This is a genomic window from Duganella sacchari, from assembly GCF_900143065.1.
In the GTDB taxonomy this organism is placed as follows: domain Bacteria; phylum Pseudomonadota; class Gammaproteobacteria; order Burkholderiales; family Burkholderiaceae_D; genus Rugamonas; species Rugamonas sacchari.
This window is the reverse complement of the sequence record NZ_FRCX01000009.1, coordinates 70577-90398: the sequence shown is the minus strand read 5'-3', so window position 1 is coordinate 90398 and position 19822 is coordinate 70577. Positions and strand designations below refer to the sequence as shown.

Genomic DNA, 19822 nt, shown 5'->3' with positions numbered 1-19822 from the left:
TGCTTACTTGGCGACGTGCTTGCGGGTCTGGGCGACGTCCATGTCCGCTTCGGTTTCGATCAGCGTGCCGTTCTTGCGGGCTTCGAAGAATTCCGCCTGCACTTCAGCGCGGGTTTTGCCGGCGGGTTTCTCCGCTTTGGCGGAAACCAGTGCGCTGTTGGCGACCGCAGTCTGGGCGGCGCTGGTGGTGGCTGGCGCGGTCTGCGCGAAAGCGTTGGTCACGGTGGTGGCGGTAGCGGCGATCGCAAACGCCACGGTAGCGGCAGCGGTCAGCAGGTGCTTGGTAGTGGTGCTCATGATGATCTCCTTGGTTGATGGAGTAACTATATGAGTGAATATTACATTTGTAAAGTAAAAAATTCCTATGAGCACGATAGCCATATGCGAAATGCCGCACCGACGCTGTGGCGGTGCAATGATTGAATGAACTTTTAATAAGTTTTGATAAGGAGAGCACCATGGCTGACAGCACTCTGGACCCGGACAACATCCCGGCAGGCACCGACCGCATCCTGGGTAAAGGTCACGGCACGCGCGCACTGGGACCCAGCGATAACTCGGACAGTGGCAGCGATGTCACCGGTGAGCCCGATAGCGAACTGGATAGCGATACCGATGCCCAGGGCACCGGCGAGCGCGCCAGCGTCGGCATGGAGAACATTGAAAGCGATATCGGCTTCGACCACGTCGAAACCATACCGGTGGTGGATGGCGAATTCCGCGAGCAGGTACCCGCCGACGATGAAACCGCCGAACATGATGTGCCGCCGCAGCTGCGCAGCCAGGAACGGCGCGACTGGTCGCGGACCAGCTAACTGGCGGCCGTCATCACGTCGCTGAGCCAGTCGACGAACACGCGCACGCGCGGCGACAGCTGGCGCTGATGCGGGTAGACCACCGATACCGCCATCGGTTTCGGCCGGTAGGCGCTGAGCACTTCGCGGAACACGCCGCTGCGCAGCAGGTGTTCGACATGATAGCGGGGCAGCTGCACCAGCCCCAGATCATTGGCGCAGCAGGCCGCATAAGCTTCGGCGCTGCTGACCGACACGCTGCCCGGCAGCGTAATGCTGCGCTGTTCGCCGTTGACGGTAAACTCCAGCGGGAAGAACTTGCCGGTGCTGGACGAGAAGAAGTTCACCGCGCGGTGCTGCTGCGTGTGCAGGTCTTCCACAGTCTGCGGCGTACCTTGCCGGTCGAGATAGACGGCGGTGGCGCACGTCACCTGCTGTAGCGTCGCGACGCGCCGGCCCACCATGCTGGAGTCACGCAGCTCGCCCGCGCGCAGCACGCAATCAACGCCATCGCGTACCAGATCCACGTAGCGGTCGCCCACGCCGATTTCCAGTTCGATGTCGGGGTAGCGGGCGAAGAACTCCTTCAACCGCGGCAGCACATAATGCTGGGCCAGCGTGCCTTGCAAATCCACGCGCAGCTTGCCGCGCGGTGCGGCGCCGCTGTTGCCGAAGCCCGCCTCGGTTTCCTCCACGTCCGCCAGAATCCGCACGCAGCGCTGATAGTAGGCCTGCCCATCAAGCGTGGGGCTGACATGGCGCGTGGTCCGCTGCAGCAGGCGCACGCCAAGCCGCGCTTCCAGCTGCTTGATGGTGTAGGTCGCCGTGGCGGCGGGGATTTGCATGTCTTCCGCCGCCTTGCTGAAGCTCTGCAGCTCAACAATGCGGGTGAAGACACGCATGGCGTTGAATCGATCCATCAGGAAGACTTATCGCATGGTGTTGGCCATATCAGCGGTGCTCCGAGGAGCCGGCCCACAGATTGATCGCGCCCTCCTGTGCCTGCGCGTCAATGTGCGCCAGTTCCTCTGCGGTGAAGGAGAGGTTCTTCAACGCGGCGACGTTCTCGCGGATCTGCGCGGCGTTGCTGGCGCCGATCAGCGTGGACGTGATGCGTTCATCGCGCAGCACCCAGGCCAGCGCCATTTGCGCCAGCGTCTGGCCACGGCGTTTGGCGATTTCATTCAGGCCGCGCACGCGCTCCAGATTGGCCTCGCTCAGATGCGATTGCTGGAGCGAGCCGCCGCCAGGGCGATTGATGCGGGCGTCGGCAGGCACGCCGTTCAGGTACTTGTCGCTCAGGATGCCCTGTGCCAGCGCGGTGAAGGTGATGCAGCCGATGCCTTCCTGGCCGAGCGTGTCGAGCAGGCCGTCGGTTTCGATCCAGCGGTTCAGCATATTGTAGGAAGGCTGATGGATCAGGCACGGCACCTTCCACTCTTTCAGCAGGCGCGCGGCTTCCGCGGTTTTCTCTGCCGAATAGGACGACACGCCCACGTACAAGGCCTTGCCTTGCTGGACCGCGTGCGCCAGGGCGCCCATGGTTTCTTCCAGCGGCGTGTCCGGATCGAAGCGGTGCGAGTAGAAGATATCGACGTAGTCAAGGCCCATGCGCTGCAGCGATTGATCCAGGCTGGCCAGCACATATTTGCGGGAGCCGCCGCCCTGGCCGTATGGGCCGGGCCACATATCCCAGCCGGCTTTGGTGGAGATGATGAGCTCATCGCGGTAAGGCTTGAAGTCCTGCCTGAAGTGGTGGCCGAAGTTGGATTCTGCCGAGCCGTATGGCGGGCCGTAGTTGTTGGCCAGGTCGAAGTGGGTGATGCCCAGGTCGAACGCGGTGCGCAGCATCTCGCGCTGCGAAGCGAGGTTGTTGGTGTCGCCGAAGTTATGCCACATCCCCAGTGACATCAACGGCAGCTTCAGGCCACTACGGCCGCAGGTACGGTACTGCATCTCGTCATAGCGATGCGGGGACGCGAGGTAACTCATTGTAAAAGTCTCCATGGTGGAATCGGGCCGGCTCATTATAATCGTCCAATCATAAATCCACAGGAGACGGTATGCGTTTGGTATTGCTGTTGGTGGCGATCGCCATCAGTGCTGCAGCCCGCGCGGATGGCGCGGCCGATCTGAAGGCGGCGCTTGAACGTTTGCAGGAGCCAGGGCCATTGAAGGCCACGCTGGAGGCGAGTGTATGGCGGCGCGAAGGCGAGGGCAAGGATGTGGAAGAAATCAACGGCCAGGCCAGCGTCAGCATCGACGATAGCGCACGTGGCATGCAGCTGACCTACAGCCGCGAGATGCTGGCCAGGCTGGATGCGGAAGCCGTCGCGCAAGCGCGCAATCCAAATGCCAAAACACCCACCATGAGCGCGGCCAAAGACTTTGCGCCGACCGAGCTGCGGCCGATGATCTCAGCGGCGGCAATGCTGGCGCAGCGTCTGGAAAAGGCGGCGTTCAAATCGGAGAAGCAGGACAGCTACCAGGGCAAGGCCGCGCGCATGCTGACCTATGCGCAGGGTATGGACGTCATCAGTGACCGTCAGCGTAAATACGTCAAGGATTTTGAGGGCAATATCTACGTCTGGATCGGCCCGGACGGTACGCCGCTGGGCAGCCGCATCGTACAGAGCTACTCTGGACGCGCCTTTCTGGTGGTCAGCTTCAACGGCAAAAACGAAGAAAACAGTAGCTACACGGTTGCCGGAAAACGTCTGGTTACCAGCCGCTTCGAAAGCCGTGGCAGCAGCACTGGCGCTGGCGAGAAAGGGGAGTTCAAAACCACCAAAACGCTACAGCTGATGCCTTGAGGTCGGCCCACCAGTCTACGATGGCGAAAAAAAACCCGCCGAAGCGGGCTTTTGACTTAGGCTGCCGGGATCGCTCAGGCGAAGTTGGCAGCAGCGAAGTCCCAGTTGGCGAGCTTGAAGAAAGTCTCGACGAACTTAGGACGCGCGTTGCGGTAGTCGATGTAGTAAGCGTGTTCCCACAGGTCGATGGTGATCAGCGCTTTGGCGTCGGTGGTCAGCGGGGTGGCGGCGTTGGAGGTGTTGACGATGTCCAGCGAACCGTCAGCCTTTTTCACCAGCCAGGTCCAGCTCGAACCGAAGTTGCCGACGGCCGATTTGGTGAATTCTTCTTTGAACTTGTCGAACGAACCCCACTTGGCGTTGATGGCATCAGCCAGTGCGCCGTCTGGTGCGCCTTTGCCGTTCGGGGTCAGGCTGTTCCAGAAGAAGGTGTGGTTCCAGATTTGTGCCGAGTTGTTGAAGATGCCGCCCGACGATTTCTTGATGATTTCTTCCAGCGACAGGTTTTCGAACTCGGTACCTTTGATCAGGTTGTTCAGGTTGGTGACATACGTTTGGTGGTGCTTACCGTAGTGGTATTCCAGCGTTTCTTGCGAGATGGCCGGCGCCAGGGCGTCGATTGCATATGGCAGAGGTGGCAGAGTATGTTCCATTGTTCTTCCTTAGGTTTAGTGGTTGTTTCAACCGGGTGATTTTATCGAAACGACCACCATTGTAAAGCGGTTAGGCCGTCCTCGCAGAAAACACCCGGGTTTCGTGTGGATTAGCGCACCCTGCGCGTGGTTTCGCGGACGATGAGTTCCAGCGGCGGTACGGCGCCGCGCGCTTCCTCACCGTTGATGATGCGCAGCAAGGCCTGGGTGGCGATGCGGCCGATGTCGTACAGCGGCTGGCGTATCGTGGTCAGCGGCGGCGTTGTGTACGAGGAGCCCGGCAGATCGTCGAAACCGACCAGCGAAATATCATCCGGCACACGGATGCCCTTGCGGTACAAGGCCAGCCGCGCGCCATACGCACTGAGGTCATTGGCCGCAAACACCGCCGTGAACTGCTGGTGCGTATCGAACAAGCGGTTCATGGCCAGCATGCCGCTCGACTCGTGATAGTTACCCTCAACGATCAGGTGATCGTCAATTGGGATGCCTGCTTCCTGCAAGGCGCGCTGGTAGCCGGCCAGGCGTTCGGCCGCATCGCTGTTGTTGGCGGGGCCGGAGATAAAGGCGATCTGCTTGTGGCCCAGCTCAATCAGGTGGTGCACGGCCAGATAGGCGCCATGTTCATTGTCCATCTTGAAGCCCAGCGCGCTGCGGGTTTGCAGCGCGCGGCCGGTGGACACGATGGGACGCTGGCCGGAAAAACTCAGCACCGTCTCATCCGACATGCGGCCCGACAGCAGGATGATGCCATCGACCTTGCGCGCCAGCAGCAGGCGGATACGGTCGGCTTCCTCTTCCGCGTTCCAGTGGCCGCTGACGATGACCGACGCATAGCCCGTGCCTTTGAGGCCATCGTCCACGCCGCGCAGCGTTTCGTCAAAGAAAGGGGAAGAGATATCCTGCACCACGATGCCGATGGTCATGGAGCGGCCTTTTTTCAGGCCCTGCGCCATCTGGTTGGGCGCGAAATTCATTTTTTCGATGGCCGCCAGCACCGCTTGGCGCTTGTCGTCCGACACCTTGGCTGTGCCGTTCAGGATACGCGATACCGTACTCGGGGACACTCCCGCCTGGCGTGCAACATCCATCAGCGTCGATGGGCCGGAGGAGTGGGGAGTGTCTGCCAACGTATTTCCTTATCGGTGTAGTTATGAAAACCTTTTCGCCGGAAGGTTACCATATTTTTTGTCCCTCTCCGCCAATTTGGAGAGTGACAGCAGATTGACTTTCTGCGGGCGGCAGTATTTAATGAAAAAGGCATTTGAAAACGTTTTCAAGAAATGCTGTGACATATAATCAAGACGCCAAATCAGAACGTCCAAACACAAGAGACAGAACGGAAAGAGACATGAAACGCGATTCTTTTTCGCACCTCGCCAACGGCCCGCGCATCCTGGCTGACATCGGCGGCAGCAGTGCCAGTTTTGGCCTGGAGACCGCGCCCAATCAAATCGAAGCCATCTGGCTGACCGAGTGCGCTGCCTATCCCACGCTGGGTGCGGCCATGGTGGCCTATTTGTCGCAGGCGGAGACGGTGGCGGCGGGCGGCTACCAGGCACGCTTTGCCGGCATTGCCATCGCCAACCCGATTGATGGCGACTGGGTGACCATGACCAACCATCACTGGTCGTTTTCGATTGAAGCCGTGTGCTCGCAGTTCAGTCTCAAATCGCTGGTGGTGGTGAACGACTTCACCGCGCTGGCGAGCGCCTTGCCGTATCTGGCGCCCGAACAAAAACACCAGATCGGCGCAGGTGTGGCGCGCGCTGGCGCGACCATTGGCCTGGTGGGCGCGGATGCCGGGCTGGGCGTATCCGGCCTGGTGCCGGCCGGCGACCGCTGGATCGCCATTGACAGCGAAGGCGGTCACGCCACGTTCGCGCCGATGAACGAGCGCGAAATCGACATCCTGCGCTATGCGCGCCGCTACCACGAGCATGTGTCGAGCGAGCGGCTGGTGTCGGGCATCGGCTTGTCGCTGGTGTACCGGGCGCTGTGCGAACGCGCGCGCGTCGAGCCGCAAAATCTGAGTACCGGCGACATCATGGACCGTGGCCTGCACCGTCTCGATCCCGTGTGCGAAGAGACGCTGCTGGCTTTCTGCGAAATGCTGGGCACCGTGGCCGGCAATGTGGCGCTGACGCTGGGCGCCAAAGGCGGCATCTACATCGGCGGCCGCATCGTGCTGAAGATGAGCGACTTTTTCGAACGCTCCGGCTTCCGCGCGCGCTTTGAACAGAAGGGCCGCTTCTCCGACTACCTGGCCCACATTCCGACTTACGTCATCACTGAAAAAAATCTGGTCCTGAGCGGTATGTCCGCCATGCTTGCTGCCGCTTAGTTCAGCTTCAAGGAGTTGGCGATACGGCCGATCAGCGGGGCGTACACGCTCTTCGCTGCCGGTTCATATTCCAGGCTGAATTTGGCGCAGCTGGTGTTGTTGAACGTCTGTTTGGCATAGAAAATCCGGCTGCCCCTGATGCCGGATACCACCGCGAACGATTTGGTCATCCGGCTGTAGGTGATGGTCAGGCTGCCTTTTTTCTCATTCTGCTTATAGCCGTCAACAAAGCTGGCGAGCGCACGGGCGCCATCTTCGCAATAGCTGCCGGATGCAGTGAAGCTGGCGTCGTTTCCGGGCGCGGTGAAGATCTGGCCATCGCCCGCATCGGAGACGCCTTGTCCCACAAAGGACGCTGGATAGCTGACCGCGTAGCCGTATTTGCTGTTGTCGTAGCGGAGCAGGCCGGATGGCGCCGCAGCCTGCGCCTTGCTCATGACGCCATGCTTCCACTGCCACTCTTCGGTGTGCGATTTCTGGCCCTCGATAGCAGGGCTCTCCAGCATGATCGAGACGCCGTCCTGGGTGAGCTTCGCATCCAGGAAGTCCATGCACTCGCCGAAGCCCTCGGACAAGCTGGCGTTGGTCTCGGAGCTGATCTGGACTAGAGCAAATTCATGGCGGCAGTGCAGGCCCGGCACATTCTTGTCGACGATGACATAAGCGGGGCCGCTATCAGACGAGGCGACGCGGTACAGGTTGACGGCATCGGCTTCGACCTTGCCCAGCGTTTTGCCGCCCAATGTCAGCGTGTAGGCATCCAGCGACGCGCCTTGCGATGGCGAGGCTGTCAGCACGCCGTAGGGCGTTTTGACCTGCTCGTCCGGCATGCTGTACGCCGCAGCATTGGCCGCAGCAAGAGCAAGTGTCAGTGTCAGTACCAAGGCTTTCATCATTTTCTTATAACGTCGGTTGTACGCTGTCGATGCCCACTTCGGCGCTGCCTTCGGCCAGGCGCACGTGGATGCTGCTGCGTGGTTGCAGCTGGGCTGGCGTGCGCAAAATCGCGCCCTTGCTGTCGGTGACGATGGCGTAGCCGCGCTCCAGCGTGCGCTGGGGATTGAGCAGTTCCAGCTGCGAAGACAGTGCGGCCAGGGCGTCGCGTTTCTGATGCAGCTGGCGTGCCATGCTAGTGGTGGCGCGGTGCTGCAAGCTGGCCAGCACCGAGCGCGCCGCGCTGACGTCCGGCTTGCGTGCGCTCAGGCGGCCGCTCAAACGGTCCAGCTGATGGCGCGCTTGCGCCAATGGCGCGCGGTTGGCGTGCGTCATGGTGGTGGCGAAGGCGCGCAGCTTGTGCCGCTGCTGCCCGATTTGCGCCGAGGGATTCAGCAGGCGGCGCGTATGCATGTCCAGCGTTTGCTCGGCATCGTTGAGTGCGCGGCGCATGGCGCGGCGCAGGTCGATGACGTCGGCGCGCAGCGATGCCATCCAGTCGGCGCGTGGCGTGACGGCCAGTTCGGCCGCCGCCGTTGGTGTGGCCGCGCGCAGGTCGGACGCAAAATCGCAGATCGTGAAGTCGGTCTCGTGGCCGACGCCTGAAATCACCGGCATGCGGCAGTTGGCTACGGCATACGCGACTTCCTCGTCATTGAACGACCACAGGTCCTCGATGCTGCCGCCGCCACGGCAAACGATCAGCACATCGCACTCGCCGCGCAGCGATGCCGTGTCGATGGCCGCCGCAATTTTCTGCGCCGCCAGCTGGCCCTGGACCGGCGTCGGGTAGAGGATCACCTGCACGTGCGGCGCGCGGCGCTGCAAGGCGGTCAGCACGTCGCGCAGTGCGGCGGCTTGCGGACTGGTGACGATGCCCACGGTGCGCGCAAACATCGGCAGGGCGCGCTTGCGGTCCGGATGGAACAGGCCTGCCGCGTCCAGCTTTTCCTTGAGCCGCTGGAAGGCTTCAAACAGCGAGCCTACGCCGGCGCGGCGGATCGCTTCCACATTGATCTGGTAGTCGCCGCGTGCGCCATACAGCGTGACCAGCGCGCGCACCTCGACCTTGTCGCCCTCGCGTGGCACGAAGCCTGCGTACTGCGCACGGCCGCGGAACATCACGGCGCGCACCTGGGCGCCGTCGTCCTTGAGCGTGAAGTACCAGTGGCCGGATGCCGCCCGCGTGAAGTTGGACACCTCGCCAGATATCCACTGCAAGGGGAAGGTGCGCTCCAGCAGCCGCGCGACCGCCTGATTGAGGGCGCTGACGGTAATCACCGGGGCGGCGGCGGGAGCGGTGTCGTGAGGGTCGTCGAAGTTCATAGATTTCAAAAATGGAAACTATCCACACTATGTGCGTTTGGTCACACAGCGGTAACAGAGCAGCTAAAGCGGTAAGTATTATAGGTAAATCTATGATTTTAAAAGGTAAACATTTCTGCTGTATTTGCGTGCAAAGACGAAAAGTCCTTATGGATCAAGCACTTTGCCCGCACCAGCTCCGGTTACGCACAAAGTTATCCACAAAAGATGTGTGGAACTTTGGTGAGCGATAGCTGTTTTCTTATTGGTATTTTCGCCATGCCTAAAATTTACGCAGAGAAAGTATATTGTGACAAATCAATGACTTAAGTCGGGTGGGGCATTGTTTCACACACTTTTATCCACAGAATTTGTGCAAAACTCTGCGCTGGGCTGTTTGTCGCCCTGGGTGGTGAATATCCGGGCCGGCTGATCCAGTGACATTTTTCCACCGGACGCATGACCTGAAATCAGCTGCTTTATTTTTACGCATGGCAATTAAAATATTACAAATCAATGACTTGGGTTTGTAACTTGCGCCTTGCTAACAATCTTATCCACACAAAATGTGCAGAAGTGGGCGATAGCTGGAGCTTATCGGTCGCATTCCTGCACTGGACGGTGGATAAGCGGGGTTCTGCACGCAAAAGGGGCGAAAAATACGGTGGTGCCAGATTTTTACTCAAGGCAAAAAAATCCTTATAAATCAATATGCTTGCATGTTGTGGAAGCGCTTGCTAACACGCTTATCCACATTAAATGTGTAGAAGTCCACATTCATACCAGTGGCAGAAGCCCGGTGTTTTGGCCTGCGACAGGTGCGCTTTTTTTACGCAGAAAAAAAATCTCCTTATAAATCAACGGCTTTACCGGAAGCGGTGTTCCTTGCTAACAACGTTGTCCACAGAATATGGGCATAACTGGGGATGGGGGAAATGCGCTTGCGCAAATTTTGAGCTGATAAAGTATTCTGTTGTAGATCAAGGACTTAGGTATAAAGCACTGGCCTTGCTCACATTATTGTCCACAGAAAATGTTGAGAACTCCACCAGACACTTGCCGACGGCCGTCCAACACGATACATTGCGCCATTCGGTTGTTTATCACTAGGAGTTCGTTTTGCTCGCCATATTCCAAGCTGCAGGTTGGCCTATCTGGCTGTTGTTGATTGCTTCCATCGTCGCAACGGCCCTGATTGTCGAACGCCTCATGTATCTGCGCCGCAGCAAGATCATCCCGAAAAAGCTGCTGGACGAAGTGGTGCAGGTCTACCGCAACAACCACATCACGCCTGACATCATCGACAAGCTGGAAAAGAGTTCGCCGCTGGGCATCGTGCTGTCGGCCGCGCTACGCAATGTGGATGCGCCGCGCGATGTGATGAAAGAGTCGATTGAAGAAGCGGGCAGCGGCGTGGCGCATACGCTGGAGCGCTTCCTGACCACGCTGGGCACCATCGCCACGCTGGCGCCGCTGATGGGCCTGTTTGGCACGGTGGTCGGCATGATCGAGATTTTCGGTTCGCAGAATGCAGCGGGTTCCAATCCGGCCGCGCTGGCGCACGGTATTTCGGTGGCCTTGTATAACACCGGCTTTGGCCTGGCGATCGCGATGCCGACGCTGGTCTTTTACCGCCACTTCCGCGCGCTGGTGGACAGCTTCATCATCGACATGGAGCAGCAGGCGGTGAAGTTTGTGGACATCGTCCACAGCAAGCGCAAGTAAGGACGCGCCATGAATTTCCGCAAAGGCCAGCGCCGCGAGGACCCGGAGATCAACCTGATCCCGTTCATCGACGTGCTGCTGGTGATCCTGATTTTCCTGATGGTCAGCACCACCTACAGCAAGTTCACCGAATTGCAGATCACGCTGCCGACTGCCGATGCGCAGAAGGCCACGGAGAAACCGTTCGAGCTGAATGTGACGGTGGACGCCAAGGGCAACTACACCATCAACGGCGAGCCGGTATCGTTCCGCGATGTGAACGGCTTTGCGCAGGCCATGCGCGAGGCGGCCGGCAAGGGCGGCGAGGCTGGCAAGTCGCCGGTGGTGATCGTCAACGCGGACCAGTTCGCGATGCATCAAATGGTCATCAATGTGATGGAGGCCGCGCGCATCGCCGGCTACGAGAAACTTACTTTCGCGGCGCAGACAGGTGGCACAAAATAATTCGTCGGCGCTGGAATCCACGCTGACACGCAACTGGCTGCGCCGCGGCCCGCTGGCGTGCGCCCTGTGGCCCGTCTCCCTGTTGTTCCGCTTGTTGAGTGGCGTGCGTGCGGCCCTGTTCCGCGCGGGCGTACTCAAGTCGTCGCGCCTGCCGGTGCCGGTGGTGGTGGTGGGGAATATCTACATCGGCGGCACGGGCAAGACGCCGCTGACCATCTGGCTGGTGCAGGCGCTGCAGGCCGCGGGCATGCGGCCGGGCGTGATTTCGCGTGGGTTTGGCAGTTCGGAGGAGGGCGCGCGTGCAGTGACGGCGACCTCCACGCCGGCCCAGGTGGGCGATGAGCCATTGCTCATCAGGCAGCGCACCGGTGCTCCGGTGATGGTGGGGCGTGACCGAGCAGCCACCGGCCGCGCGCTGCTGGCCGCGCATCCCGAGGTGGATATCCTGATCACCGACGATGGCCTGCAGCACTACAGGCTGCAGCGCGATGTGGAGATCATCCTGTTCGACGGTCGTGGCGCGGGCAATGGCTGGCTGCTGCCGGCCGGGCCGCTGCGCGAGCCGGTGTCGCGCCGGCGTGATTTTACGGTTATTAATGCGCCGCAGCTGACGCCTGAGCTGGTGCGCGCCGTTACTCCAGAGCTGCGGACGGTGGCGGTCCAGATGACGCTGGTGGGGGAGTACGCCGAGCAGCTCCGCGACCGAACCCGGCGCAAGGCGCTGGCGGAACTGGCCGCCCAACCCGCGCTGCGCATCGCCGCCGCCGCCGGCATCGGCAATCCGGCGCGTTTCTTTGGCATGCTGAAAGCCGCGGGCCTGCGCATTATTGAGCTGCCTTTGCCCGATCATCACGACTTTCAGGACCGGCCATTTGCTGCCCTGGAGGCCGACCTAATCTTGATGACGGAGAAGGATGCAGTAAAATGTGCGCAAATTGAAGAACTCAGCGACGACCCGCGACTATGGGTCGTCCCGGTAACAGCGTGCATCGACCGCGCGCTGGCCGACCAAATTGTGGAGAAATGTCGTGGACGCTCGATTGCTTGATATCCTGGTATGCCCGGTCTGCAAAGGCCCTCTGGAGTACGATAAAAAGGCGCAGGAGATGATTTGCAAAGGCGACCGCCTGGCCTATCCTATCCGCGACGGCATCCCGATCATGTGGGCCGACGAGGCGCGCACGCTGCAGGACAAGGCGGAATAAGCAGTGTCCTTCATCGTCGTCATTCCGGCCCGCCTGGCCTCGACCCGGCTGCCGAACAAACCGCTGGCCGACCTGGGCGGCAAACCGATGGTGGTGCGCGTGGCCGAACGCGCGCAGCAGTCGGGCGCTGCCCGCATCATCGTCGCCACCGATCACGAAGACATCCGCGCCGCCTGCGAGCAGCATGGCGTGGAAGTGTGCATGACCCGTGCGGACCACCCGTCCGGCACCGACCGCATCGCTGAAGTGGTACGCACGCTGAACCTGCCGGCGGACGCCGTCATCGTCAACCTGCAAGGTGACGAACCGCTCATCGATCCGGCCCTGCTGCAAGCAGCCGCCGCGCGGATTGGCAAGGATGTGCCGATGTCCACTTGCGCCCATCCGCTGCACACGGCGGCCGATGCGTTCAACCCCAACGTGGTGAAAGTGGTATTGGACAAGGCTGGCCGCGCCCTGTACTTCTCGCGCGCCACCATCCCGTGGAACCGCGACGCGTTTGCGCAGTCCAAAGAGCATCTGCCTGCTGGCCATGTACCGCTGCGTCACATCGGACTGTACGCTTACCGCAACGACTTCCTGCAAGCCTATCCGGCGCTGGAAGTCTCGCCGCTGGAAGCGATCGAAGCGCTGGAGCAGCTGCGCGTGCTGTGGCATGGCTACCCGATTGCCGTGCATGTGACCGATTCGGCCCCGGCCGCTGGCGTGGATACGCCGGACGACCTGGAGCGCGTACGCCAGCATTATTAAAATAATTTATACCGATTCGCGCCGCGAATCGTCAGTTCTCCGTCAGTTACCACTGATATAAAGCCTGTAACTGTGCGATATTCATACGGAATATCGCTGGCAAATTGGCGTAAAGACTAAGTTTTGTGGTAAGTTTCGTACGATCTGACACTAACCAACCATACCCATATCTGTTTTTAGGAAACTTCATGCGTCTCATTCTTTTAGGAGCACCAGGGGCCGGCAAGGGCACCCAGGCTAATTTCATCAAAGAAAAATATAACATCCCGCAAATTTCCACTGGTGATATGCTGCGCGCCGCCATCAAGGCTGGCACGGAACTGGGCCTGGCCGCCAAGAAGGTCATGGATGAAGGTGGTTTGGTATCGGATGACATCATCATCGGTCTGGTCAAGGACCGCCTGACCCAGCCTGACTGCGCCCACGGCTACCTGTTCGACGGCTTCCCACGCACCATCGCGCAAGCTGACGCCATGAAAGACAGCGGCGTCGCCGTGGACTACGTGCTGGAAATCGCCGTACCGGATGAATCGATCATTGAACGTATCGATGGCCGCCGCTGCCACCCGGCATCGGGCCGCGTGTACCACGTCAAGTTCAATCCGCCAAAAGAAGAAGGCAAGGACGACGTCACCGGCGAACCGCTGGTGCAGCGCGACGACGACAAGGCAGAGGTCGTGAAGAAGCGTCTGGACGTGTACCACAACCAAACTGAAGTGCTGCTGGGCTACTACAACACCTGGGCACAATCGGGCCAGCCTGGCGCACCCAAGTACCGCCGCATCGAAGGCGTCGGTCCTGTTGACGAAATTCGCGACGCAGCGTTTGCCGCATTGAGCAAATAAGCGTTAAAGTAGAGCGGACCGATGGTCCGCTTTTTTTTCGCCGGATGCCATCCCAGTTTTTCAGTTTTGCAGTTCGCAGTTAGCGGCCCGCTGTCACAAGCGGCGGTGCGCTGAAGTGTGGTTTGTAGGCTCGATCAACATAATAAGGGGACACTATGGCAGACAGCTTATGGTTGGCAGTTGCATGCGGCGTCATCGCCGTGATTTACGGACTCTGGTCGCGCAGCTGGATTTTGCGACAGGACGCGGGCAATCCGCGGATGCAGGAAATCGCACTGGCGATTCAACAGGGCGCCGCAGCCTACCTCGCGCGCCAGTACCGTACCATCGCGATTGTCGGCGTGGTGCTGCTCATCCTGATTGGTGTGTTGCTTGACCTGAGTACCGCGATCGGCTTCCTGATTGGCGCGGTGCTGTCGGGCGCGTGCGGCTTTATCGGCATGAATGTCTCGGTGCGCGCCAATGTACGCACCGCGCAGGCGGCCAGCAAAGGCATGAACGAGGCGCTCGACGTCGCCTTCAAGGGCGGCGCCATCACCGGCATGCTGGTGGTCGGCCTGGGCCTGCTGGGCGTGGTGCTGTTCTATATGTTCCTGGTGGCCGGCGTCGGTCCGGGCGTGAATTTGCACAAGGTGATCGAGCCTTTGATCGGCCTGGCGTTTGGCGCATCGCTGATCTCGATTTTTGCGCGGCTGGGCGGCGGCATCTTTACCAAAGGTGCGGACGTCGGCGCGGACCTGGTCGGCAAGGTGGAGGCGGGCATTCCGGAAGATGATCCGCGCAACCCGGCCGTGATCGCCGATAACGTCGGCGACAACGTCGGTGACTGCGCCGGCATGGCGGCCGACCTGTTTGAAACCTATGTGGTGACCTTGATCGCCACCATGCTGCTGGGCGCGCTGCTGATGGGCGCGATGGGCACGACGGCGGTGGTGTATCCGCTGTTGCTGGGCGCAGTTTCGATCATCGCGTCGATCATCGGCTGCTCGATGGTCAAGGCCAAGCCGGGCAAGAAGATCATGTCGGCGCTGTACACCGGCCTGTGGTGGGCGGCCGGGCTGTCGCTGATCGGCTTTGCCATCGTCACCTGGCAGCTGTGGAGCGACGACGCCATGCGGATCAAGATGATGGGCTGCACCGTGGTGGGCATCGTGCTGACCGGGCTGATGGTCTACATCACCGAATACTATACCGGCACTGACTTCCCCCCCGTGAAGCACATCGCCGAAGCCTCGACCACCGGCCACGGCACCAACATCATTGCCGGCCTGGGCGTCTCGATGAAGTCCACCGCATGGCCGGTGCTGGCCGTGTGCGCGGCGATCCTGGTTTCCTACCAGCTGGGCCAGTTGTACGGCGTGGCAATTGCTGCGACCTCGATGCTGTCGATGGCGGGCATCGTAGTGGCGCTGGACGCCTACGGTCCGATCACAGACAACGCCGGCGGCATCGCCGAGATGTCGGGCATGCCGGACTCGGTGCGCGCGATTACCGACCCGCTGGATGCGGTCGGTAATACCACCAAGGCTGTCACCAAAGGCTATGCGATCGGTTCGGCCGGCCTGGCGGCGCTGGTGCTGTTTGCCGACTACACGCACGCGCTGGAATCGGCTGGCCGCAGCATTGCGTTTGATTTGTCCAATCCGATGGTGATTGTCGGCCTGATTATCGGCGGCCTGATTCCTTATCTGTTTGGCGCGATGGCGATGGAAGCGGTGGGCCGCGCGGCCGGTGCGGTGGTGGTGGAAGTGCGCCGCCAGTTCCGCGACATCAAGGGCATCATGGAAGGCACGGGCAAGCCGGAGTACGACAAGGCGGTCGATATGCTGACCGCGTCGGCAATCAAGGAAATGATCGTGCCGTCGCTGCTGCCGGTGGTGGTGCCGATCCTGGTCGGCATGCTGCTCGGTTCGGCCGCGCTGGGCGGCATGCTGATGGGCACCATCGTCACTGGTCTGTTCGTGGCAATCTCGATGACCACGGGCGGCGGCGCATGGGACAATGCCAAGAAATACATCGAAGATGGCCACTATGGCGGCAAGGGCTCGGACGCCCATAAGGCGGCCGTCACCGGCGATACTGTGGGTGACCCGTACAAGGATACGGCCGGTCCGGCGGTCAATCCGCTGATTAAAATTATCAATATCGTCGCGCTGTTACTGGTGCCGTTGCTGCCGGCCTCGGGCTGGCTGGCGGTCGGCTGATGGCCAGCCAATATCGCGCGGATGCCGCCCACACGACTGCCGTTACTCCTTGTTACAAGGAAATTGCAGTTGTGTGGGAATTGGTGAGAATCTTTTGCTGAGAAGGAGGATACTATCCCGTAGTAAACTTTAGCAAAGATTGTCTTATGAATATCAGCCTGTCCCCGCGTGCTGCATTGCGCCGCATCATTTCGCGTGTTACCGAATCTGTGGTGCAAGAGCGTGTAAAGGAATTGTTGCTGGCGGAGAGGGGCAAACCATCGGCCAGCATCTTTCTGCCGCCCATCGACGTCTACCAGTCCGATCCCCAGCAGCCTTTCATGCCGTATTCGACCTGCTCGGCAGCTGACTTTTACCATCCAAGCTTTACCGCCATTGCACGCTCAATGGCGATTCCGCCGATGTTGCACCGCAAGTTCTGGGAGTGGGCATACATCGTGCACGCGGCGCAGAGCCGTGGTGTGGTAGCGCCAGGCAAGCGCGCGCTGGGTTTTGGCGTCGGCACCGAGCGTATGCCGGCGCTGTTTGCCAAGGGCGGCATGCATGTGACCGCCACCGATGCACCGCAAAGCGTGGACCAGGCGCAGGGCTGGAGCAGCAACGGCCAGTACAGCAGCGCGATCGACAGCATTCCTTACGGCGGCATCCTCGACCGTGAAACCTTCCATGAGCGTGTCCACTTTGAAGAGTGCGACATGAACGCGATTGGCGAGCAATTCCGCGATTACGATTTCTGCTGGTCGTCGTGCGCGCTGGAGCATCTGGGCAGCCTGCAACTGGGCCTGGATTTCGTCATCAACAGCGTGGAAAAAACGCTGAAAGTGGGCGGCATCGCCTGCCACACGACGGAATTCAACCTCAGCTCCAACGACGCCACGGTGGAAGACGGTCCGACGGTGCTGTACCGCCGCAAGGACTGGGAAGCACTGATCACCGAACTGCGCGCACGTGGCCACCACGTCGATGCGTTTGCCATCGCGCCGGACGCCCACTTCCTCGACGGCTACGTGGATACCGTGCCCTTTGCCAGCACCACGCCGCAAAACGGCCCGGCCCACCTGAAGCTGGAACTGTTCGGCTATGCTTGCACCTCGGTGGGCATCATCGTGCAGCGGGGACGTTAAGCGTTACGAATTGTTTCCGTGGCTTCCCTGCTATCGTGCGTCTGCTAATAATACAGACAGGGAGGGAACGCCATGAACATCGCCAAATCCGCTGCTTTCACTGTCGTGTTTCTATTCGGAATGCTGGTGTGCGAGTTTGCCTGGGCAGATCCGGCGGCGGATTACGCCAAATTGCCGTTGTGTCAGCTGAACGCGGAAGGTACCGGCCTCGCGGTCGAGCCCTGCCGCACGGCGCCGGCCAAATCGCCGATGCCGCGCCGCCCGGTGCCGCAAATCGTGCAGCGCATGCCCGACCTCAAGCGCGCACCGCCAGTGGCAATGCCGGCTGCGCCACCTTCTACTTCCATCCAAAGCCTGCTGGACCGGCCGCACGCGCCGGTGCCCGTGACCGGTTGCGATGCCGCCGGCTGCATCGGCGCCAACGGCGTGCGCTATAACAATGCTGGCGGCGGCGTGGTGGCGCCGTCGGGCAAGGTGTGCAACCGCTCCGGCGCAATGATCCAGTGCTGACGCCGGATCAGGCCGTCAGGATCACAGGTTCGCAGCGAATCGGAAAATTCACTGAATTGGCGATATAGCAGTTCTCATGTGCGGCGTGGTGCAGTTGCGCCGCCGTATCGGCGCTGCCTGCCGAAATCGTCACGCGCGGGCGCAGCACGATGGACTCGAAGCGGTCGTCCTTCATCGTGCCTTGCGCATGGTCTTCGTAGGCGGTGACGACAATCCCGGCATCCGCACACAGATGCAGATACCACAGCTTGTGGCAGGCGGCAGCGGAGGCCACCAGTAACTCTTCCGGATTCCAGCGCGCAGCGTCGCCGCGAAATGCGGGATCGGACGAGCCGGGAATCGACGGCTTGCCTGCTGCGCTGATCGTGTGCGCGCGTTCATATTCCCGGTAGCCGGACGTGCCGCTGCCGCTGTTGCCGGTCCATTCCACTGTGAGCTGATACTGGTGCGATGCCATGGCGTTCTCCTTGGTTGGGACGCAAAGTGTAGCGCGAACTGGCCGAGCGTTTTGCCGTCAGCCGGATTCCCATGCGCGATGCCATCCATCGGCGCGCCGCATCGTGTTGCTGGCGATCCGTTAAACTGTCGGGCTATGAAACATACACTCTTTCTTTTCGATCTCGACGACACGCTGCTGGACTTCAAAGCCTCTGAGCAGCTGTCATTCGTCCGCACCATGCAGCAGCTGGGCCACACCGGCAGCACGGAAGCGCTGTTCCCGCAGTACCAGGCCATCAACCTCGGTTTGTGGCGGGAGTTTGAACTGGGCACGGTCAGCAAGGATTTCCTCAAGGTCGAGCGCTTCCGCAAGACCTTTGCTGCCAGCGCGCTGGCGCTGGATGCGGAAGCGGCCAGTCAGCTGTATCTGGAATCGCTGTCCGAGACCGTGGTGCTGATCGACGGCGCCGCGCAGCTATGCGCGCAGCTGGCGGCGGTGGGCGAGGTGGGCATCATCACCAATGGCGTGGAAGCGATCCAGCACCGCCGCATCGCCAGCTCGGGGCTGGGCAGCTACATTTCCTTCATCGCCACCTCGGAAGCGTGCGGCTACGCCAAGCCGGACAGCCGCTTCTTCGACTACACCACGCGCATGGCGCGCGCCTTCTCCAGGCACGAAACGATCATCGTCGGCGACCGCCTGGATGCCGACATCCTTGGCGCCAACCGCTTCGGCATCGACAGCTGCTGGTTCAATCCCGGCCGCTTGCTGAATGAATCCGAAGCCCGGCCGACGTACGAAGTCGCCCATCTGGATGCGATTCTGCCTACCTTGTTATAATGCTGACGTTTACGTAAACGTCAAATAGAAAACAGGAGACAATATGCAGATCAAGGATCACGTATTCATCGTTACCGGCGGCGCTTCCGGCCTGGGCGCGGCCACCGCGCGCATGATCGTCGCGCAGGGCGGCAAGGTTGTGCTGGCCGACGTGCAGGCGGAAGCCGGCCAGGCGCTGGCGGCCGAATTGAAAGGCGTCTTCGTCAAATGCGACGTCACCACTGAAGCCGATGGCAAAGCCGTGGTCGATGCGGCGCTGGCGCAAGGTACGCTGCGCGGCATCATCAACTGCGCCGGCGTGGCGCCCGCCGCCAAGACCGTCGGCAAGGAAGGCCCGCATGCACTGGACCTGTTCCAGCGCGTGGTCGGCATCAACCTGGTCGGCACCTTCAATATGTGCCGCCTGGCGGCGGACGCTATGGGCAAGAACGCGCCGCTGGAAACCGGCGAGCGCGGCGTCATCATCAACACCGCTTCGGTGGCAGCGTTTGATGGCCAGATCGGCCAGGCGGCATATGCCGCTTCCAAGGCTGGCGTGGCCGGCCTGACGCTGCCGATGGCGCGCGACCTGTCGCGCAATGCCATCCGCGTCATGACCATCGCGCCGGGCATCTTTGAAACCCCTATGCTGATGGGCATGCCGCAGGAAGTGCAGGACGCGCTGGGCGCCATGGTGCCGTTCCCGCCGCGCCTGGGCAAGCCGGACGAATACGCGCAACTGGCCAAAGCCATTATCGAAAATGCCATGCTGAATGGCGAAACCATCCGTCTGGATGGCGCGATCCGCATGCAGCCTAAGTAATCACACGTAAAACGGGATAAACGATTTCGTGTAGGATGCCAGAGTGATCGGGCGCGCGGCGCAGGCCGCGCGCCTTTTTATTTGGAGAGTTC

Annotated in this window: 22 protein-coding genes; 14 read left to right on the top strand and 8 right to left on the bottom strand. The window is 60.8% G+C overall.

Annotated features, from left to right (window positions below; all coding sequences use genetic code 11):
* Positions 1-3: 3 nt before the first annotated feature.
* Complete coding sequence (locus BUA36_RS20390) at positions 4-297, bottom strand: hypothetical protein (RefSeq protein ID WP_072787160.1); 294 nt, start codon at positions 295-297, stop codon at positions 4-6.
* Between the two features lie 161 nt (positions 298-458).
* On the opposite strand from BUA36_RS20390, the gene BUA36_RS30405 reads away from it, so the two are divergent.
* The gene (locus BUA36_RS30405; protein ID WP_072787159.1) at positions 459-815 is read left to right on the top strand and encodes a hypothetical protein; all 357 of its coding nucleotides are present in this window, start codon (positions 459-461) and stop codon (positions 813-815) included.
* Here BUA36_RS30405 and BUA36_RS20380 read toward each other — a convergent pair.
* Both BUA36_RS20380 and mgrA read right to left on the bottom strand, forming a co-directional pair.
* Positions 812-1714 (bottom strand): LysR family transcriptional regulator, encoded by a 903-nt coding sequence (locus BUA36_RS20380; protein WP_072787158.1) that lies wholly within the window; start codon positions 1712-1714, stop codon positions 812-814. The two genes, BUA36_RS30405 and BUA36_RS20380, sit on opposite strands and share 4 nt — an antisense overlap.
* Before the next feature lie 31 nt (positions 1715-1745).
* Complete coding sequence (gene mgrA, locus BUA36_RS20375) at positions 1746-2786, bottom strand: L-glyceraldehyde 3-phosphate reductase (RefSeq protein ID WP_072787157.1); 1041 nt, start codon at positions 2784-2786, stop codon at positions 1746-1748.
* 71 nt (positions 2787-2857) lie between these two features.
* Between mgrA and BUA36_RS20370 the strand changes: the two genes are divergently transcribed.
* Positions 2858-3607, top strand: coding sequence for a hypothetical protein (locus tag BUA36_RS20370; protein ID WP_072787156.1), 750 nt, complete (start codon positions 2858-2860; stop codon positions 3605-3607).
* A 74-nt stretch (positions 3608-3681) separates the two neighbouring features.
* Here the strand turns inward: BUA36_RS20370 and sodB are convergent, their stop codons facing one another.
* Both sodB and BUA36_RS20360 read right to left on the bottom strand, forming a co-directional pair.
* On the bottom strand, positions 3682-4260 hold the full coding sequence (gene sodB / locus BUA36_RS20365) for a superoxide dismutase [Fe] (RefSeq protein WP_072787155.1): 579 nt from the start codon (positions 4258-4260) through the stop codon (positions 3682-3684).
* Positions 4261-4370: 110 nt separating this feature from the next.
* Positions 4371-5351, bottom strand: a complete 981-nt coding sequence (locus BUA36_RS20360) for a LacI family DNA-binding transcriptional regulator (RefSeq protein ID WP_072787154.1) — start codon at positions 5349-5351, stop codon at positions 4371-4373.
* 260 nt (positions 5352-5611) lie between these two features.
* Between BUA36_RS20360 and glk the strand changes: the two genes are divergently transcribed.
* A complete protein-coding gene (gene glk / locus BUA36_RS20355; protein ID WP_072787153.1) occupies positions 5612-6604 on the top strand; it encodes a glucokinase in 993 nt (330 codons plus the stop codon).
* On the opposite strand, the gene BUA36_RS20350 is transcribed toward glk, so the two are convergent.
* Together BUA36_RS20350 and xseA are read right to left on the bottom strand one after the other, a co-directional pair.
* A complete protein-coding gene (locus BUA36_RS20350) occupies positions 6601-7500 on the bottom strand; it encodes a hypothetical protein (protein WP_139260646.1) in 900 nt (299 codons plus the stop codon). The two genes, glk and BUA36_RS20350, sit on opposite strands and share 4 nt — an antisense overlap.
* Before the next feature lie 4 nt (positions 7501-7504).
* Positions 7505-8863: an exodeoxyribonuclease VII large subunit gene (gene xseA, locus BUA36_RS20345; protein ID WP_072787151.1), complete on the bottom strand. Its 1359-nt coding sequence runs from the start codon at positions 8861-8863 to the stop codon at positions 7505-7507.
* A gap of 1098 nt (positions 8864-9961) precedes the next feature.
* Between xseA and BUA36_RS20340 the strand changes: the two genes are divergently transcribed.
* The 9 genes from BUA36_RS20340 (at position 9962) to BUA36_RS20300 (ending at position 17649) form a co-directional block, all read left to right on the top strand.
* Positions 9962-10567 carry a MotA/TolQ/ExbB proton channel family protein gene (locus BUA36_RS20340; protein WP_072787150.1) on the top strand — a complete coding sequence of 202 codons (606 nt, stop codon included), beginning with the start codon at positions 9962-9964 and terminating at the stop codon, positions 10565-10567.
* Positions 10568-10576: 9 nt separating this feature from the next.
* Positions 10577-11011, top strand: coding sequence for an ExbD/TolR family protein (locus tag BUA36_RS20335; RefSeq protein ID WP_072787149.1), 435 nt, complete (start codon positions 10577-10579; stop codon positions 11009-11011).
* Positions 10998-12059: a tetraacyldisaccharide 4'-kinase gene (lpxK, locus tag BUA36_RS20330; protein WP_072787148.1), complete on the top strand. Its 1062-nt coding sequence runs from the start codon at positions 10998-11000 to the stop codon at positions 12057-12059. The genes BUA36_RS20335 and lpxK overlap by 14 nt, the downstream gene beginning before the upstream one ends.
* Positions 12040-12216: a Trm112 family protein gene (locus tag BUA36_RS20325; protein WP_008446346.1), complete on the top strand. Its 177-nt coding sequence runs from the start codon at positions 12040-12042 to the stop codon at positions 12214-12216. Before lpxK ends, BUA36_RS20325 begins: the two co-directional genes overlap by 20 nt.
* Positions 12217-12219: 3 nt before the next feature.
* Positions 12220-12966 (top strand): 3-deoxy-manno-octulosonate cytidylyltransferase, encoded by a 747-nt coding sequence (kdsB, locus tag BUA36_RS20320; RefSeq protein WP_072787147.1) that lies wholly within the window; start codon positions 12220-12222, stop codon positions 12964-12966.
* Between the two features lie 188 nt (positions 12967-13154).
* Positions 13155-13811, top strand: coding sequence for an adenylate kinase (gene adk / locus BUA36_RS20315; protein ID WP_072787146.1), 657 nt, complete (start codon positions 13155-13157; stop codon positions 13809-13811).
* A gap of 155 nt (positions 13812-13966) precedes the next feature.
* Positions 13967-16015 (top strand): sodium-translocating pyrophosphatase, encoded by a 2049-nt coding sequence (locus BUA36_RS20310; RefSeq protein ID WP_084560258.1) that lies wholly within the window; start codon positions 13967-13969, stop codon positions 16013-16015.
* A 146-nt stretch (positions 16016-16161) separates the two neighbouring features.
* Positions 16162-17139 carry a class I SAM-dependent methyltransferase gene (locus BUA36_RS20305; RefSeq protein ID WP_208861913.1) on the top strand — a complete coding sequence of 326 codons (978 nt, stop codon included), beginning with the start codon at positions 16162-16164 and terminating at the stop codon, positions 17137-17139.
* A 72-nt stretch (positions 17140-17211) separates the two neighbouring features.
* Positions 17212-17649 (top strand): hypothetical protein, encoded by a 438-nt coding sequence (locus BUA36_RS20300; RefSeq protein WP_072787145.1) that lies wholly within the window; start codon positions 17212-17214, stop codon positions 17647-17649.
* A 7-nt stretch (positions 17650-17656) separates the two neighbouring features.
* Here the strand turns inward: BUA36_RS20300 and BUA36_RS20295 are convergent, their stop codons facing one another.
* A complete protein-coding gene (locus BUA36_RS20295; protein WP_072787144.1) occupies positions 17657-18106 on the bottom strand; it encodes an OsmC family protein in 450 nt (149 codons plus the stop codon).
* A 135-nt stretch (positions 18107-18241) separates the two neighbouring features.
* On the opposite strand from BUA36_RS20295, the gene BUA36_RS20290 reads away from it, so the two are divergent.
* Both BUA36_RS20290 and BUA36_RS20285 read left to right on the top strand, forming a co-directional pair.
* A complete protein-coding gene (locus tag BUA36_RS20290; protein ID WP_072787143.1) occupies positions 18242-18928 on the top strand; it encodes a YjjG family noncanonical pyrimidine nucleotidase in 687 nt (228 codons plus the stop codon).
* Positions 18929-18971: 43 nt separating this feature from the next.
* Positions 18972-19730 (top strand): 3-hydroxyacyl-CoA dehydrogenase, encoded by a 759-nt coding sequence (locus BUA36_RS20285; protein ID WP_072787142.1) that lies wholly within the window; start codon positions 18972-18974, stop codon positions 19728-19730.
* Positions 19731-19822 lie beyond the last annotated feature (92 nt).

Coding starts and splice junctions, on each gene's coding strand:
- glk (WP_072787153.1), top strand. CDS start 5,612: ATGAAACGCGATTCTTTTTCGCACCTCGCCAACGGCCCGCGCATCCTG.
- BUA36_RS20335 (WP_072787149.1), top strand. CDS start 10,577: ATGAATTTCCGCAAAGGCCAGCGCCGCGAGGACCCGGAGATCAACCTG.
- BUA36_RS20290 (WP_072787143.1), top strand. CDS start 18,242: ATGAAACATACACTCTTTCTTTTCGATCTCGACGACACGCTGCTGGAC.
- BUA36_RS20300 (WP_072787145.1), top strand. CDS start 17,212: ATGAACATCGCCAAATCCGCTGCTTTCACTGTCGTGTTTCTATTCGGA.
- BUA36_RS20370 (WP_072787156.1), top strand. CDS start 2,858: ATGCGTTTGGTATTGCTGTTGGTGGCGATCGCCATCAGTGCTGCAGCC.
- BUA36_RS20390 (WP_072787160.1), bottom strand. CDS start 297: ATGAGCACCACTACCAAGCACCTGCTGACCGCTGCCGCTACCGTGGCG.
- BUA36_RS20310 (WP_084560258.1), top strand. CDS start 13,967: ATGGCAGACAGCTTATGGTTGGCAGTTGCATGCGGCGTCATCGCCGTG.
- BUA36_RS20285 (WP_072787142.1), top strand. CDS start 18,972: ATGCAGATCAAGGATCACGTATTCATCGTTACCGGCGGCGCTTCCGGC.
- BUA36_RS20305 (WP_208861913.1), top strand. CDS start 16,162: ATGAATATCAGCCTGTCCCCGCGTGCTGCATTGCGCCGCATCATTTCG.
- xseA (WP_072787151.1), bottom strand. CDS start 8,863: ATGAACTTCGACGACCCTCACGACACCGCTCCCGCCGCCGCCCCGGTG.
- mgrA (WP_072787157.1), bottom strand. CDS start 2,786: ATGAGTTACCTCGCGTCCCCGCATCGCTATGACGAGATGCAGTACCGT.
- BUA36_RS20360 (WP_072787154.1), bottom strand. CDS start 5,351: ATGGATGTTGCACGCCAGGCGGGAGTGTCCCCGAGTACGGTATCGCGT.
- BUA36_RS20380 (WP_072787158.1), bottom strand. CDS start 1,714: ATGGATCGATTCAACGCCATGCGTGTCTTCACCCGCATTGTTGAGCTG.
- BUA36_RS20350 (WP_139260646.1), bottom strand. CDS start 7,500: ATGATGAAAGCCTTGGTACTGACACTGACACTTGCTCTTGCTGCGGCC.
- BUA36_RS20295 (WP_072787144.1), bottom strand. CDS start 18,106: ATGGCATCGCACCAGTATCAGCTCACAGTGGAATGGACCGGCAACAGC.
- sodB (WP_072787155.1), bottom strand. CDS start 4,260: ATGGAACATACTCTGCCACCTCTGCCATATGCAATCGACGCCCTGGCG.
- adk (WP_072787146.1), top strand. CDS start 13,155: ATGCGTCTCATTCTTTTAGGAGCACCAGGGGCCGGCAAGGGCACCCAG.
- BUA36_RS30405 (WP_072787159.1), top strand. CDS start 459: ATGGCTGACAGCACTCTGGACCCGGACAACATCCCGGCAGGCACCGAC.